We start from the raw sequence: 15,870 nt of genomic DNA, 5'->3' as shown, positions 1-15,870 counted from the left end.
AATAAATGATTTAATGATCGAAATTCTATTATAGTTCATCGCTCTCATACCGGTGGGCGGTTGCCGGTTCAATGCCCTTTTTCAGTACCAGCTCTCCATAAAGGAGATACGCTCCGCTGGTCACTACGGAATCTCCTTCCTGCAAGCCTTCCAGGATCTCCACCCGGTCAAAGGTTTCCATTCCTGTCTTGACCATACGCGGTGTAAAGGTGCCTTCGCCGGCCTTCACCCAAACGTGGGCGCCGTGTTCTCCCCGCACTACCGCGTCCACCGGCAAAGCCAGGACCGTCCTCGTGTTATTGCTGAGTACCACGCTGGCCTGCATGCCAGGCAGGAAGCGCTTACCCGGATTGGCTATTTGTGCCCGCAAGGTCAGGATTTGGGTGCCGGTACGGTATTCCGGGTTCAGGAAAACAACTTTACCGCTGAGGGGTTCATGCTCATAGCCCGCTACTATTACCCGAACCTGGTCACCTTCTTTCACCAGCGCGGCTTCCCGGGGATACAATTCAGCTTCGACCCACAAACGGTCCAGCCCTTCGATCCGGTACAGGATACTGCCTTCGGCCACATATTGACCCTCCGCAGCGGCTATTTCAGTAACGATGCCCGAAACCGGCGACCCGAATGTCACAAGGGCGGAACGCGCTTTTGTTTCTCCCAGGCGCTTTACCTGATCTGCGGTCATCCCGTACAGCAGCAGCTTTTTCCGGGCGGCTTCCATAAAAGAGGCGTACCGCTTGTCCGTGTCCCCCAACTGCCTGTATTGTTCAAGGGTGAGCAGGTACTCGTTCTGAAGCGTCAATAACTCCTCACTGTACATTTCATACAGGGGCTGCCCCTTGCTGATTTGCCGGCCGGTTTCTTTTATGTACAACTTTTCAATGCGTCCCGGCACCCGGCTGCTAACCACATCAATCAATTCCTGGTCCGCAGCCAGTTTCCCGGTGACAAAGGTATTATTCCCAAGATTACCGGGACTCAGGGGCTCCACCCGGATATTGGCCAGGGCAATTTGCCGGTTGCTGAGCATGATCTCCTGTTCAGCGCCGGCTTGATTGACCGGCACCAGATCCATTCCGCAGATGGGGCAGGTCCCGAAACTTTCCTGCACAATCTGCGGGTGCATGGGGCAGGTGTGGCTAAGGCCGGCGTCGCCTGTTTCCTGTTGTTGCCTGGCACATGCTGCCATGATCAGGATCAGTAAAGCCCCAAGCCCTGCTTTCATCATGTATTTGATCTTCGTCATTGTCCCTTCGATTCAATTTTTACAAATCCTTCGCTGTCTACCAGGTAGTGCCCGTTCCTGGCTACCGTATCTGTGGCGGAAAGGCCCGAAACCACTTCCGTCCAATTGCCCGATGTACGGCCTATGGAAATGAGCCGGGGACGAAAAGCCCCGCTTTCTTTAATGAACGCAACTTTTTTCGTTCCCAGGTCCAGCACTGCTGCCTTCGGTATCCACCAGGCGCTGTCAGTATTATGCTGAAAGCGCGCAGTGATAAGTTGCCCGGGCCTGAAAAGGCCTTCCGTATTGTTAAGACGTACACGTACCTTCGCGAAATTTTCTCCGTTCTGATAAAAGGGCTGCAGGAAATCCACGGTCGCCCCAAGCAATAAATCCTTGTTAAAATCAGGTATGAGGATAAGGCTGTCCCCTTTTCGGATATAGGGAGCCATTTCCGGGTAAATATTGAATTCCGCCCGCACCTGACTGGTATTGATTACCCTAAAAGCGGTTTCTCCTTTGGCCAGGTACATACCTTCACGTGTAGTTAGCCCGGTTTGGCCGGGCTCCGTATTGCTCATACCGGCCGGCTCCGGCGTTGCGGAACGGGCGGATTCTTCGTAAATATAACCGCTGTAGGGGCTATAGATCGCTAATGAATAAGCCGCTTCCCCGGTTTCGGTCAAACGGTTGAGCTGCGCAGCGGTTAAGCCCAGCAGGCGCAGCTTTTGCCTGGAGGCTCCGATCAGCACATGATTATCCGGATCGGATTCCAGCAGAAATAATAACTCGTTCTGCGCGGTGACGATCTCCGGACTATATATCTCCAGTATCTTTTGCCCTTTACGTACCGGCTGAAAATTGTAATGGACATACAGGCGTTCAACCCGGCCGCCGAAGCGGAGGGGAATGGAATGTGACCGGCGCGTATCATAAGTGATGATCCCGCTTGCCTCGGTTTGTACCTTCATTTCCTTTTTAAAAGGCGTTATGGTACGGATGTCAGCTACCACCGTACTATTTACCGGTTTAAGCAGGTACCTGAGGTCCTTGCTCAAGGCAGCGTGATCTCCGCCATGCCCGTTATTCACCGGCACCAGGTCCATGCTACAAATAGGACAAACGTCCGGCTTTTCCCGTACGATCTCCGGGTGCATGGGACAAATGTAACCCGTGGAATAAGTATGTTCCTGCTTATTTTTCCCGATGTTGCAGGAGACAGTCAGCAGCGCTGCCCCACCCATCAGCAACAGCAGCAGTATATTATTGCTCAATCTCCTTTTCATACTCCACAACCATTAAATAATATGCTTCCAGTTTATCCAGATATTCCATCTGCGCCATATTGAGCGTCTCCCAGGCGTTGATCACCAGAGAAAGTTCTTCCTGGCTCTGCTCGTAGGAGAGCAGCGTCACCTCATAATTTTTCTTCAGGGCAGGAAGGATCTTTTCGGTATAATTCCTTAACTGCTGCTGCATGATGCGAATATCCCGGGTCATGCCCCTGATCATGCCCTGCATCCTCTTCAGCATTGCTTCCCGCTCTTTTTCCATGGCCTGAATTTCCAGTTGCATCCCTTTTATATTGGATTTGTACATCCTGGAAGACCAGGGAGCTATTGGAATACTGATCATGCCCATTAGCGTATATTGATTGGGCATCATGGAACCGTAGGGCATCATGTGTTCGAAGCGGATGCTGAACCCCGGTTTGCGCTCCATTTTCTCCAGTTCCAGGCCAAGCTGCTTGGATTCAATGCTGCGTTCCACGCCCAGGAGATCGCTGCGGTTTTGCACAAGGTAAGCGCTGTCAACTGATGCAAGCAGCGGATCAACGTCCGGTTCGCCAAGGTCTATGTGATAGCGTACACTGTCCGGAATATTCATAAGCGCATTCAGGATAATATTTTTCTTGATGATCTGGCTGTTCGTCATCAGGATCAAATTCTCTGTTTCCTCCAGCCGGCCCTCTGCCTTGTAAATACTTCCCAGGCTTCCCTGGCTGTAAGGATAGCGGATCCTGGCCAGCTTTAGCATCGTTTGCATGATCTGACGGCTTTCCTCCAGCACCGCTTTTTTCTTTTCCAGTACCATCCACTGGTAGTAAAGGCCTTTTGCCTGCGCCCGCAGCTGGTTATAGGTACCACTTTGCCCGGCAGCAGTAATTGCCGCTTTTGACTCCAGGTAGTTTTCGCGGGCCTTTAGCCTGGCAGGATTGGGAATGGACTGCTCCGCCCCTACCATAAACATTCCTTTATCGCCCTCATTCATGATCTCGCTTCCGGGGTACGGCGTCATGAAGGTACCCGCTCCCACCATCGGAGCCATCCAGCTTTTGGCGCCTTCGGCATAAGCATGTTCCGCGTTGATCCGGTATTCATAACTTTCGAGTAAGGGATTATTGCTGCGGATGCTATCAAGAATATTTTCCAGCGTCAGCACCTGCTGTGCCTGCAAGGCCTGGGAAAAGCATAACAGCAGAATTATCAATGCCCCGCAGCTGCTTCTATAATTAATGCTTTGCATCGTACACCTCCAGTTTTCCAATTTTTTTCAGTTCATATTCCTTCGTCATCAAAAAGATCAGGGGCGTTACCAGCAGGATGTGTATAGAAGAGGTGATCACGCCTCCGATCATGGGAAGCACAATGGGTTTCATCACGTCCGTACCCACTCCGGTGGCCCATAGCACGGGAATAAGGCCCAGCAATACGACCGAAACCGTCATTAGTTTGGGACGAAGCCTGCCTGCCGCCCCGCGGATCACATATTCCTTCAGGTCCTGCCGGGTGATCGTGCTGGCGGAATTGCCTTTTTCCCGGACCAGTTGCCGCATGGCATCGTTCAGGTAGATCACCATGACGATCCCGGTCATGACCGCGATGCCGAAAAGGGCAATGAAGCCTACCGCAACAGCAACTGAAAGGTTCACACCAGCGAAATAAACGATATAAGCGCCGCCGATCAGGGCAAAAGGGATCGTGATCAGGCTCAGAATAGCTTCCCGGACCGATTTGAAGGCCAGGTATAAAGAGATAAAAATAACAATGAGTACGATGGGCGCAATGAGCCTGAGCGTCCGCTGCCCGCGGATCAGGTTTTCATACTGCCCGCTCCATTCCAGGTAATACCCCCGGGCATACTGCTTACTTCCCCGTTGATCGTTTCCATTGCTTCCTGTACTGTACTTCCCAGATCACGGTCGCGCACGTTGAAAAGCACGGCTCCCCGCAGCATGGCATTATCGGAATTGATCATCGGCGGGCCATTCACAAAGGCGATGTCGGCTACGGCCGAAAGCGGAACGGTACCGAAAGAAGCGGTCTGGATAGGGATTCGCTTCAGCCGGTCAATGCTGTTGCGGTAATCCTGCGGAAGCCGAACGCTTACCGAAAAGCGCTCACGCCCCTCAATCGTCTGTGCAACAGGAGTGCCGCCGACAGCCGTTTCAACGATCATGTTCACATCGTCCACACTTAATCCATACCGCCCCAGCTGATCGCGGTTAATTTGTATTTCAAGGTATTTTCCGCCGGTTACGGGTTCCACATACAGGTCTTTAATACCTGCAATGCCTTCCAGCGACGCTTTTACCCGCTCGGAAACCGCGTAAATAGTGTCCAGATCCTGCCCGAAAACTTTTACACCAACATCAGTTCGAATGCCGGTGGCCAGCATGTTAATACGGTTAATGATGGGCTGTGTCCAGCCGTTCACCACACCCGGGATCTGCAGCTTTGCGTCCAGTTCGCTGATAATATCCGCTTTGGTAATTCCTTCCCGCCACTCCGAACGAGGCTTGAGCATAATGATCGTTTCAATCATGCTCAGCGGGGAATTATCCGTAGCGGTACTGGCCCGGCCGGCCTTACCCAGGACTTCCTCCACCTCGGGGACCGATTTGATAATCTTGTCCTGTACCTGGAGGATGCGCTTTATTTCTGTATTGGACACGTCCGGAAGGGTGACAGGCATAAAAAGAATGGAACCTTCGTCCAGCGGGGGCATAAATTCGGTCCCCATCCGCATGAGCATGGGAATAGAAATAAGCAATGCCAGCGTATTGAGGGCGATCGTTGTTTTGCGCCATTTCAACACCCATTTGATCATTGGCGTATATACCTTTTCCAGGACGCGGTTCACCGGATTCGCTTGCTCTCCCCGGAATTTTCCCTTCATAAGGAAGGAAATGATCACCGGGGCCAGGGTAACGACCAATATAGCATCCACGATCATAATAAAGGTCTTCGTATAGGCCAGCGGATGGAACAGCTTGCCTTCCTGGCCCGTAAGCAGGAAAACCGGAAGGAAAGAGGTGATAATGATCACCGTGGAAAAGAAGACGCCCCTTGATACTTGCTTACAGGCCCGGGCGATGATACGCATCCGTTCTTCATCAGGGATGAGACGCGGTTTGTGCCTGCTTTCGGCCTTATCATTGATTTTTTTAACCATGTCAGCTGTTTTTCCGCTCTTCGTTCAGCTCCGCGTAACGTTCTGAAAGATGTTTATATGAATTTTCCGCCATGATGATCCCGTTGTCCACGATCACCCCGATGGCCAGGGCAATACCGGTAAGCGACATAATATTGGAGGTGATCCCAAACGCGTTCAGCAAAATAAAGCTGGCAGCGATCGTGATGGGGATCTGGACGATGATGCTCACGGCGCTGCGCCAGTGAAACAGGAATACGATCACCACCAGGGAAACCACGATCATCTCCTCGATAAGCGTGTTTTTAATGGAAGAAATGGATTCATTGATCAGCCCGCTCCTGTCATAGACTATGTTGAATTTCACGCCTTCCGGCAGGCCGCGGCCAACTTCCGTCATTTTCTTTTTGACATGCTCAATTACCTCGGCCGCATTTTCCCCGTACCGCATCACCACAATGCCGCCCACCGCCTCTCCTTCCCCGTTCAGATCGAAAATACCCAGGCGGCTTTCACCGGTCATCTGGACAGTTGCTACATCTTTTACCCGTACTGGTGTTGCATTCTCCGTTTTAAGAGAAATGTTTTCCAGGTCATCGATGTCCTGGATATATCCGCCATCGGTTTTGATGATATAGCCGATATCGCTCATCTCAAACTTACGCCCTCCTACTTCATTATTATTGGAGCGAACAGCCTGTACCACCTGGGGAAGGGAAATACCGTAATAGCTCAGCTTATTCGGATCTATGGTTACCTCGTATTGCTTTTGGTATCCTCCAAAGGAGGCGATCTCAGCAACGCCCTCCACGTTTTGCAGGGCAAACTTCACGTACCAGTCCTGAATAGCCCGCTGTTCCCCGAGGTCCATGCCCGGCGCCTCCAGGGTGTACCAAAGGATATGGCCCACTCCCGTTCCATCGGGGCCGATGGTAGGCAGCACCCCTTCCGGCAGCAGCCGGGACGCATAATTCAGCTTTTCCAGCACACGCTCGCGCGCCCAGTAAACGTCCTTATCGTCTTCGAAAACAACATATACGAAGCTCATCCCGAACATGGAAGAGCCCCGAACGTATTTTACCCCTGGAAGGCCCTGAAGATTGGTGACCAGCGGGTAGGTCACCTGGTCTTCGATGATCTGCGGGCTGCGCCCCATCCATTCGGTAAAGACGATCACCTGGTTTTCCGAAAGATCAGGGATGGCGTCTACCTTGCTGGTGCGGACCGAATAAAGCCCCCACCCCAACAGCCCGGCCGCTACCAACAGGACGAGCAACCGGTTTTTTAATGAAAAATCTATTAGCTTTTCTATCATATATTCCTTAATAATTCCAATAGGTGAAAGCGATGCTTTATGGAAAGACAGCACAATCATGCAGGGAAAGCTCCATTCAAGGCGCTCCCCGGGGTGCATTGATGAAAAGGCCGGGAATTAAATAAGGAATGACTGAAAAAAGACAGGAATGTCCCGCGATATCAATGGGGGCCTGTAATCGACAAAATGAAAATCCTTGTCAGAAAGAAGCGCTTTATGGAAAAAGACATAGGAAAAAGCAGTGAGAAATTTTACCGAAGGAAGCAGGTTATCCCCCTTCTTCAAAGGTGTGGGTATATCCTGTCCGGCTATAGCAGCCTGGTAATCCTCGCAGCAAGGCATTTTCGAAAAGGACTCTGCAGAATCACCGGTGTGATCCTGTTTATGGCATGGAGGAAGCGTTTCCTTACTTTTCGCCATTTCGCAGGATGCTGCATTGCCCAATACAGAGGAGTAAAGAAGCTCTCCCTGGCAAAAATGCTGACTAATACTGAACCCGGTTGTTACTACGAGGATCAGCATAGCCATGCAGATTGCGATTATAGAACGGGCTAGCTTCATTTTTTTTGCAAATATAACAATTCTCCCGCACAGCGTATTGACATGGCATGGTTTTTATCCCTGTATAGCGTATAACTTAAACAGATGCTTTCACTATTCCCTGCCGTTCCGGAATTGCCAGAGGGCTTCAGGTATTTTCCCGACTTTATCTCGCCACATGAAGAAGCGGAATTACTGGAAACTGTAACCGGCCTGGAACTTCACCCCTTCCTATTTCAGGGCTTTGAGGCCAGGAGAAAAGTAAAAAGCTACGGCCACGATTATAATTTTGACAGCCGGACCATACAAAAAGGCAAAGAAATACCCGGGGGCTGAAGCAGTTGATTGCAAAAGTTGCAGATTGGTTATCGATGGCATTTGAAGATTTCGCCGAGGTATTGGTAACAGAATACCCGCCGGGTGCGGTCATCAACTGGCACCGTGACGCACCACCATTCGACGTTATTGCCGGCGTCTCGTTACTGTCCAACGCAGATTTTCGCTTCCGGCCGTATGATAAAAACAAACGTGGCAGGCAGCACATCATGCGCATGAATCTGGAACGGCGTTCTCTGTACATAATTCAAGGCGAAGCAAGGTCGGAATGGGAACATAGCATTGCTCCGGTAACCGAACCCCGTTACTCTGTCACTCTTCGTACTTTGCGAAATAAATTGACTCATTAAGGCACAGGACATGGGAGTACAAACAATAGGTATCGCAGCAGGTATATTTACCGGAATTTCCTTGCTGCCGCAATTAATTAAGCTTTTAAAGGAAAAAAGATCGCAGGATATTTCTATTATTATGCTCGTGTGCCTGTTGATAGGTCTTATACTTTGGGTGATCTATGGTATAAAGAAGGAAGATTGGCCGATCATGACGACGAATGCCTTTTCTCTGGTCGTGAACTGCTGTGTGATTGGATTAAATCAGTACTATAAAGTCAGGAATTAATTCTATGCTCCTTTTTAATAATTTCAAAATATACCTGAACGACAAGGCTGGTTTGACGGATGACGAGTTAAGGCAACTACCGTATATTCCAGCATCCAAACGATTCAAAAAAGGACAGTCGCTTATCGGCGAAGGACAAGTATGTAAAGACATCTTTTTCGTGGAGAAAGGGCTTATCCGACAGTTCACTATCGATGAACAGGGCAAAGAGCATATTATTCATTTTGCACCTGAAAGTTGGATCGTCAGTGACAGAAGCAGTTCGTACTTTAACCAGGCAGGCGAATATTTTGTGGATGCTATTGAAGATTCGGAAGTTATCGTGATGGACGAAAAATTTATCAATGCCGCTTCTGAAATAAGTAAAACATACCGGGAAAATAACCACAGAGCCCTGCACAATCACGTAAGAAATTTGCAAAAGCGTATAAATTTATTGCTTAGCGCCACCGCGGAAAAAAGATATCTGGAATTCTTAAAGGTATACCCCAACCTATCGCTTCGTGTTCCGCAATGGATGATAGCTTCTTATTTAGGTATTACACCAGAAAGTTTAAGCCGGGTCAGAAGGGCGTTAGCAAAAAAAAGTTTCAAATAAACTTTTTGCATTTATTACCATACATCAATGCACGGATCATTTTGCCAGCATACTTTTGCTTTCATAAAATCAAATAAACATGAGCCAGACAAACAAAGTAGATGAGTTTGTAAGCAAACTCAAACACCCGCTGAAAGCGGAAATGGAAGAGGCAATAAAAATAATCCGTGGTGCAAGCAAAGATTTAAAAGAGGACATAAAATGGGGCGGGCCAAGCTTTGACTACAAAGAACCAATGGCAACGATCAATCCGAGAATGACGGATTATGTCGTTTTTATTTTCCATAAAGGAGAACTGATAAAAGACGATAGCGGTTTGCTTGAGCCGGCCTCAAAAGGAAAAGCCTACCTGAAACTCCACTCTATGAAGGAAATAAAGGATAACAAAGCGAACATTCAGAATATCGTAAAGGCGTGGATAAAAATCATGGACGCCTGACAGGATCGAGAATCAGAGGGCGTACGCTAAGCTGGCTAAGCTGAGCTCCTGCAGACTTTGGCGTTAGCGGACGCCCTCTGAGGTTTATACTTACAGACTTTTTTTCAGCATTTCGTCCAGCTTCTCATAACCTTCATTGACCCCTGATTCCATGCCGCTCTGCATCATGGTATAATTCCCCCCGATGTTTAGACAGTATTTTGTAAAAATAAATAAGCTTCTTTGTTGTAGTTGTGGTGTGGGCTTGTGGTAAACTCAGTTGAGTTTTCCACAAATCCACGCCCTTTTTCTCTTTGCTTCTTTCTCTTTTTAATTTCCACCTTCTTGCTGTTGATAACCCTACCGGACTATGCCACTTGTTTTAGTGCTTGCCCGTAGACGGTCAACGGGACTTGGTCATCCAGGCTCTGATGTCGTCTCTGGGTATTATAATACTCAAAATAGACCTGTAGGCCTCGGTAGCATTCCAGTCCGTCGCTGGCCGGGAACAGGTATACGTGTTCGTACTTGACACTTCTCCACAGGCGTTCTATGAAAATATTGTCAATTGCCCGGCCTTTACCGTCCATACTGAGTTTGATTCCCCGTTCAGGATGGGTAACCCAATCACAGAACTCATAAGCGGTGAACTGGCTTCCCTGATCAGTATTGAGAATCTCCGGACAACCATGCCGGGCGATGGCTCCTTGTAGGGTCTGTTTACACCAATCCGCGCTCATGGCGTTGCTCAGCGACCAGCCTACCACATAGCGACTGTACAGATCAATAATGGCACATAGATACAGGTAGCCGCCCTGCACCGGAATATAGGTGATGTCCATGGCCCACGCCTGATTAGGGCGCACAATTTTGAGCCCCTTCAACAGGTATTTGTATACCCTATGTAAGGCCCCTTTTCCTTTTTTGGAGGTATTGGGCTTAGGGCCTGTGGCCGAGAGTCCCATCAGCCGGTAAAGTCGCTCAATGCGTTTAGGATTGATCTTATAGCCTTTGTCCTTCCTTAGCCAGGTGGTCATGCGAGGAACCCCAAGCCAGGGATGTAACAGGTATTCTTCATCAATCAGGCGCATAAGCTCCAGATTCAGCTCGCTTTCTCCCAAGGGCTTATAATAAAAACTGCTGCGAGGAACCTCAAGAAGCTCGCACTGACGGACAATACTCAACATTCCGGCCTTGTCAATATGTCGCTGACGTTGCTGTTTATCCTGGCTCATGACAAGGCTTTTTTTAAAAAATCAATCTCGACCTTTTGCTGGCCGATCACCTTCAAATAATGCTCTTCCTTCTCCTGGGCCTCGCTTTTGGCATCCTTTACTGGTTTGTCAAAAACGGCGCTGGCATTTTTCAAAAACTGAGTCTTCCAGGTAGTGATCTGCGTGGGATGGATCTCGTACTTGCGACCAAGCTCCTGAATCGTGTAACGCTCGCTCAAGGCCTCCATGACCACCTTGACTTTAAACTCCGAAGTAAACTTTCTCCTACTCATGATACAGTAAATTTAATCAAAATTCTAACTTAACTTACTGTCCGATTTTCGGGGGGAATTATAATGTCACCTTACCCCTGTCCTTTGATCAGCTGGACGACGTCGTGGTCGTAGCCTTTGGAACGCAGAAGAAAAAAGAGGTAGTGGGAGCGGTAACCACGATTACGCCATCCGAGTTGAAAGTACCCTCAAGCAACCTCACTACCGCATTGGCCGGGCGCCTGGCGGGCGTGGTAGCCTATCAGCGCAGCGGAGAGCCCGGAGCAGACGATGCGGATTTCTTTATCCGTGGAGTAACCAGTTTCGGATACAAAAAAGATCCGCTGATCCTGATTGACGGCATCGAGCTTTCCAGCCGGGACCTGGCCAGGATGCAGGTGGATGATATCGCCAGTTTTTCCATATTAAAAGATGCTACGGCCACGGCTCTTTATGGCGCCAGAGGCGCAAACGGTGTCATTCTAATTACGACCAAAGAAGGCGTGGAGGGAAAAACCAAGATATCCATACGGATGGAAAACTCTGTGTCTTCTCCAACAAGAAACATCGAACTAGCCGACCCCATTACCTATATGAAAATGAACAACGAGGCAGTGCAGACACGCAATCCGCTGGCTCCCGTTCCGTATTCAAGAAGCAAAATTGACAACACCATAGCGGGTACCGATCCTTTGATATATCCGACGAATGATTGGTACGATATGCTGTTTAAGGATTACGCCATGAACCAGCGCTTTAACCTGAATGCCTCGGGTGGCGGAAAAAGGGCCCGTTATTATTTAGCCGGCACCTTTAATCAGGACAACGGCGTACTGAAAGTAGATAAACAAAGTAATTTTAACAGCAATATAAACCTGAAGACCTACCAGTTACGGTCCAACATCAATATAGATTTAACAAAATCTACCGAAGTAGGCGTAAAATTGTATGGAACCTTTGACGACTACACCGGGCCCGTTGCCGGAGGGGAACATTTTTACCGGTTAGCCGTAAGGAGCGACCCGGTCAGTTTCCCGGCCTATTTCCCGAAGGATGAAGCCCATCAGCATGTACAACATCTTCTTTTTGGAAATACGCAGGACATTCTTTCCAACCCTTATGCAAAGATGGTAAGCGGTTATCGTCAGTATAACCAGAGTTTAATGCTGGCACAGTTTGACATTGAACAGGATTTCTCCTTTCTTACCAAAGGGCTTAAACTGCATGCCTTATTTAATGTTTCACGCTACGCGTTTTCAAGTGTCAACCGATCCTACAATCCGTTTTGGTATGAAGTGGGTACCTACGATAAACTGACTAATGAATACACGCTAACCCCCTTAATGAAGATACCGGAACCGAGTATCTTGATTTCGATCATGCCTTCCCTGACGTGAAGTCAACTACCTATATACAGGCCACCTTGAATTACAACCGTACCTTCAACGAAAAGCATGGCATAAGCGGGCTCCTGGTATTTTTAATGCAGAATGAGGTGATCAACCAACCGCAATCGGGCGGTGTTCCGTACTCGCTTCAGACCACTCTTCCAGGCCGGAACATTGGTTTATCCGGCCGGTTTACGTACTCTTATGACGACCGTTATTTTGCCGAATTTGATTTTGGGTACAATGGGTCAGAACGGTTTTATAAAAGCAATCGCTTTGGGTTCTTTCCCTCCGCAGGGCTGGCCTGGCATGTTTCCAATGAAAAGTTCTGGGAATCTTTACAAAACACGGTCACCAATTTAAAACTCAGGGGAACCTTTGGTTTGATCGGCAACGATGCCATCGGCAGCAAGGCTGATCGTTTCTTCTATCTTTCAGAAGTTAATATGGATGACCCCGGAAAAGGGGCTGTCTTTGGCCTGGATAATACCTACAGACGGGACGGCGTGACAGTCAACCGGTATGGCAACCCCGAGATCACCTGGGAGAAATCGTATAAAACCAATATAGGTTTTGACATGAGCCTGTATAATAAAATCAATATTGTAGCCGATGTCTGGAAAGAAACCCGCAACGACATTTTAATGTCCCGGTCATTTATCCCTTCCACTATGGGGCTGACCACTTCGGTAGTGCCCAAAGCGAATGTGGGAAGGGCCGAAGGAAAAGGGCTTGATTTTTCAGTAGATTACAACCAGCAGCTGGGCAACCATGCCTGGATTCAGGGCCGGGCCAATTTTACCTATGCGGTGAGTAATTACCTGGCTTATGAAGAACCCTTATATGCAAACGAGCCCTGGAAATCCCGCATCGGCTACAACCTGACTCAACAATGGGGCTACATTGCCGAGCGTTTATTTATCGACGACGAAGAGGTCTACAATTCACCCGCACAAAACTTCGGGGAAAAAACCCGCGGCGGCGATATAAAATACCGGGACATCAACAGGGACGGGCAAATTACCACACTGGACCAGGTGCCCATCGGGTTTCCGACCTCGCCTGAGATCGTATACGGGTTCGGAGCGTCATTTGGCTATAAAAACCTCGATTTCTCCATCTTTTTCCAAGGCCTGGGACGCGAATCGTTCTGGCTGGATATCGGACGGACCGCACCGTTTATCACCACAAGCTCCGATGGCCAGCAGCTGAAGAACCAGGTACTGCAGGCATACGCGGACAGCTATTGGTCGGAAGCCAACCCGGATCCCTATGCGCTGTGGCCCAGGTTAAGCCCTTCTTCCCATCCGAATAACACGCCCACCAATACCTGGTTTATGCGCAATGGTTCATTTATGCGCTTAAAAAATGCGGAAATAGGCTATACCCTTCCTCAAAGGACAATGGATCGCTTACGCATCAATAAATTGAGGTTGTATGTAAGCGGCACGAATTTACTAGCCTGGAGCAAATTTAAACTCTGGGATGTGGAAATGGCGGGAGACGGTTTAGGCTATCCCGTACAACGTGTGGTGAATATCGGCGCCCAGGTTTCCTTCTAGTCAGATCTAACAGCAAACGATGATGAAAATATACAAAAGCTTTTTTATCGCATTATCTTTTCTCGGACTCAATGCGTGTAATTACCTGGATGTTGTTCCGGATAACGTAGCTACCGTTGATTATGCGTTTCGCATGCGCAGCCAGGCGGAAAAATACTTGTTTACCTGTTATTCTTATTTGCCGGAATATGGCAATTGGGGCAGCAACCCCGGGCTTTTAACCGGAGATGAGATCTGGCTTTTCTACCCTTACCAGACCGCGCCCGATGTTTCCCGTCCGCCGGAGGTATGGGAGGTTGCCCGTGGCAACCAGACCATGCTGAACCCCTATCTGGATTATTGGGACGGCGGAAACGGTGGAAAATCCATGTTCCAGGCTATCCGGGATTGCAACACGTTTTTGGAGAACATTCATTTGGTTCCGGACATGGATGAGCCGGAGAAAAAACGATGGATTGCAGAAGTTAAATTCTTAAAAGCTTACTACCACTGGTTCTTATTCCGCATGTACGGCCCGATTCCGATCGTAGATGCCAATTTCCCGATTTCGAGTACGCCCGAGCAAGTGCAGGTATACCGGGAACCGGCAGACTCCGTCGTTAATTACATTGTCAGGCTATTAGACACAGCGGCAATGGACCTTCCCCCGTTAATTCTGGATCAGGTATCGGAAATGGGCAGGATCACTTCTACCATTGCCAAAGCCGTAAAAGCCAAGGTTCTTATCACAGCCGCCAGCCCGCTTTTTAATGGAAATGCTGATTATGCAAATTTTGTAGATAACCGCGGCATACACCTGGTAAATACTACTTTCGACCCATCCAAATGGGAACGGGCAGCTGCGGCATGCAAAGAAGCGATTGATCTGCTTCACGAAAATGGCGCAAAGCTGTACCGTTTCAACCCGGCGGTAAACACTTATGATCTGGGGCCGGAAATGCAAACCCAGATGGATATTCGTAATGCCGTTACCGAAAAATGGAATTCTGAAATTGTATGGGGCTCCAACAACAGCATGGTAGGATCCCTGCAGCGGTATTCGCAGGCAATAATCGACCCCTCGTCCAATCTGTCCAGCTTAACGCAGCGGCCCAAAAAGGAATACGCACCCTCGATGAAGATCGCCGAAATGTTTTATACGGAAAACGGCTTGCCCATCGATGCAGATCCAACCTGGGATTATGAACGCCGGTATGAATTGGATACGGCTACTGCAGACGACAAATATTACATTAAACAAAACTATGTCACCGCCAAACTTCATTTTGACCGCGAACCGCGCTTTTACGCCGATCTGGGTTTCGATGGCGGCATATGGTACGGACAGGGTAATTTTGATCAGGAGGAAGCCTGGCACGTGGAAGGAAAACTGGGCCAGATCTCAGGGCGTTCCCGGTCAGACGAACACTCTGTTACCGGGTACTTTACCAAGAAACTGGTGCATTTTCTAAATGTATTGCAGACATCCGGTTCCTATACCGTTCAAACCTATCCTTTTCCCGTTATCCGTTTAGCCGACCTGTACCTGTATTATGCGGAAGCGCTCAATGAGGCCGGCCGGACAACGGAAGCCTTTGAATGGATTAACAGGGTGCGGGAACGCGCAGGTATCCCGGGTGTGGAAGAATCATGGTCCATGTCAACAACTCCCGGAAAAATCCATTCCATAGAGGGTTTCCGTGAAATCATCCAGCAAGAACGTTTGATCGAGATGGCGCTGGAAGGAACCCGGTACTGGGATTTATTACGCTGGAAAAAAGCTGAAAGTGTGATTAACCAACCCGTCAGAGGATGGGATGTGGGTCAATCCGAGACACTGTTGTATTACCAGCCAGTAGTATTATTCAACCAAACTTTTAAAAAGAAAAATTACTTGTGGCCTATCCAGGAAAATTCCCTGATCAAAAACAGCAATTTGGTTCAAAATCCCGGTTGGTAATGTCT

General features: G+C 48.8%; 15 protein-coding genes and 1 pseudogene. 8 read left to right on the top strand and 8 right to left on the bottom strand.

Translation table 11 applies throughout. The annotated features are described in order from the left end of the window. Positions 1 to 28: 28 nt before the first annotated feature. The 6 genes and pseudogenes from FRZ59_RS09590 to FRZ59_RS09565 all read right to left on the bottom strand — a co-directional run bounded on the left by FRZ59_RS09590 (position 29) and on the right by FRZ59_RS09565 (position 7,538). Complete coding sequence (locus FRZ59_RS09590) at positions 29 to 1,249, bottom strand: efflux RND transporter periplasmic adaptor subunit (protein WP_158640592.1); 1,221 nt, start codon at positions 1,247 to 1,249, stop codon at positions 29 to 31. Further along, the gene (locus FRZ59_RS09585) at positions 1,246 to 2,514 is read right to left on the bottom strand and encodes a heavy metal-binding domain-containing protein (protein WP_132129494.1); all 1,269 of its coding nucleotides are present in this window, start codon (positions 2,512 to 2,514) and stop codon (positions 1,246 to 1,248) included. The genes FRZ59_RS09590 and FRZ59_RS09585 overlap by 4 nt, the downstream gene beginning before the upstream one ends. Beyond that, the gene (locus tag FRZ59_RS09580; protein WP_132129493.1) at positions 2,492 to 3,754 is read right to left on the bottom strand and encodes a TolC family protein; all 1,263 of its coding nucleotides are present in this window, start codon (positions 3,752 to 3,754) and stop codon (positions 2,492 to 2,494) included. Before FRZ59_RS09580 ends, FRZ59_RS09585 begins: the two co-directional genes overlap by 23 nt. Continuing rightward, a pseudogene (locus FRZ59_RS09575) lies at positions 3,741 to 5,614 on the bottom strand (efflux RND transporter permease subunit). Before FRZ59_RS09575 ends, FRZ59_RS09580 begins: the two are co-directional and overlap by 14 nt. A gap of 70 nt (positions 5,615 to 5,684) precedes the next feature. Continuing rightward, a complete protein-coding gene (locus FRZ59_RS09570) occupies positions 5,685 to 6,977 on the bottom strand; it encodes an efflux RND transporter permease subunit (RefSeq protein WP_132129491.1) in 1,293 nt (430 codons plus the stop codon). A 117-nt stretch (positions 6,978 to 7,094) separates the two neighbouring features. Then, positions 7,095 to 7,538 carry an HYC_CC_PP family protein gene (locus FRZ59_RS09565; RefSeq protein ID WP_432417388.1) on the bottom strand — a complete coding sequence of 148 codons (444 nt, stop codon included), beginning with the start codon at positions 7,536 to 7,538 and terminating at the stop codon, positions 7,095 to 7,097. A gap of 84 nt (positions 7,539 to 7,622) precedes the next feature. Here FRZ59_RS09565 and FRZ59_RS09560 point away from each other — a divergent pair, with 84 nt between their 5' ends. The 5 genes from FRZ59_RS09560 (at position 7,623) to FRZ59_RS09540 (ending at position 9,511) form a co-directional block, all read left to right on the top strand. Continuing rightward, positions 7,623 to 7,853, top strand: coding sequence for a hypothetical protein (locus tag FRZ59_RS09560; RefSeq protein ID WP_147698300.1), 231 nt, complete (start codon positions 7,623 to 7,625; stop codon positions 7,851 to 7,853). Between the two features lie 35 nt (positions 7,854 to 7,888). Continuing rightward, entirely contained in the window at positions 7,889 to 8,203 is a 315-nt protein-coding gene (locus tag FRZ59_RS09555) for an alpha-ketoglutarate-dependent dioxygenase AlkB (RefSeq protein ID WP_147698299.1), read from the top strand. A gap of 10 nt (positions 8,204 to 8,213) precedes the next feature. After that, complete coding sequence (locus FRZ59_RS19995) at positions 8,214 to 8,474, top strand: SemiSWEET family sugar transporter (protein ID WP_132129488.1); 261 nt, start codon at positions 8,214 to 8,216, stop codon at positions 8,472 to 8,474. Between the two features lie 4 nt (positions 8,475 to 8,478). Then, positions 8,479 to 9,072, top strand: coding sequence for a Crp/Fnr family transcriptional regulator (locus tag FRZ59_RS09545; RefSeq protein WP_132129487.1), 594 nt, complete (start codon positions 8,479 to 8,481; stop codon positions 9,070 to 9,072). Between the two features lie 79 nt (positions 9,073 to 9,151). Further along, positions 9,152 to 9,511, top strand: a complete 360-nt coding sequence (locus tag FRZ59_RS09540; RefSeq protein ID WP_132129486.1) for a DUF1801 domain-containing protein — start codon at positions 9,152 to 9,154, stop codon at positions 9,509 to 9,511. Between the two features lie 347 nt (positions 9,512 to 9,858). Here FRZ59_RS09540 and FRZ59_RS09535 read toward each other — a convergent pair whose 3' ends face one another. Further along, positions 9,859 to 10,725 (bottom strand): IS3 family transposase, encoded by an 867-nt coding sequence (locus FRZ59_RS09535; protein WP_147698298.1) that lies wholly within the window; start codon positions 10,723 to 10,725, stop codon positions 9,859 to 9,861. Beyond that, complete coding sequence (locus tag FRZ59_RS09530; RefSeq protein WP_132130832.1) at positions 10,722 to 10,997, bottom strand: transposase; 276 nt, start codon at positions 10,995 to 10,997, stop codon at positions 10,722 to 10,724. The genes FRZ59_RS09535 and FRZ59_RS09530 overlap by 4 nt, the downstream gene beginning before the upstream one ends. A 104-nt stretch (positions 10,998 to 11,101) precedes the next feature. Between FRZ59_RS09530 and FRZ59_RS19450 the strand changes: the two genes are divergently transcribed. Genes FRZ59_RS19450 through FRZ59_RS09515 form a run of 3 tightly spaced genes read left to right on the top strand, consistent with a single transcriptional unit; the run spans position 11,102 to position 15,865 of the window. Continuing rightward, positions 11,102 to 12,373 carry a SusC/RagA family TonB-linked outer membrane protein gene (locus FRZ59_RS19450; protein WP_262713107.1) on the top strand — a complete coding sequence of 424 codons (1,272 nt, stop codon included), beginning with the start codon at positions 11,102 to 11,104 and terminating at the stop codon, positions 12,371 to 12,373. Beyond that, entirely contained in the window at positions 12,370 to 13,926 is a 1,557-nt protein-coding gene (locus tag FRZ59_RS19445) for a SusC/RagA family TonB-linked outer membrane protein (RefSeq protein WP_158640591.1), read from the top strand. Before FRZ59_RS19450 ends, FRZ59_RS19445 begins: the two co-directional genes overlap by 4 nt. Positions 13,927 to 13,945: 19 nt before the next feature. Then, on the top strand, positions 13,946 to 15,865 hold the full coding sequence (locus FRZ59_RS09515; protein WP_225975014.1) for a RagB/SusD family nutrient uptake outer membrane protein: 1,920 nt from the start codon (positions 13,946 to 13,948) through the stop codon (positions 15,863 to 15,865). Positions 15,866 to 15,870 lie beyond the last annotated feature (5 nt).

It is taken from the genome of Anseongella ginsenosidimutans, from assembly GCF_008033235.1.
Classification (GTDB): domain Bacteria; phylum Bacteroidota; class Bacteroidia; order Sphingobacteriales; family Sphingobacteriaceae; genus Anseongella; species Anseongella ginsenosidimutans.
The sequence above is the reverse complement of the archived record's forward strand: the minus strand, read 5'-3'. Positions and strand labels throughout refer to the sequence as shown.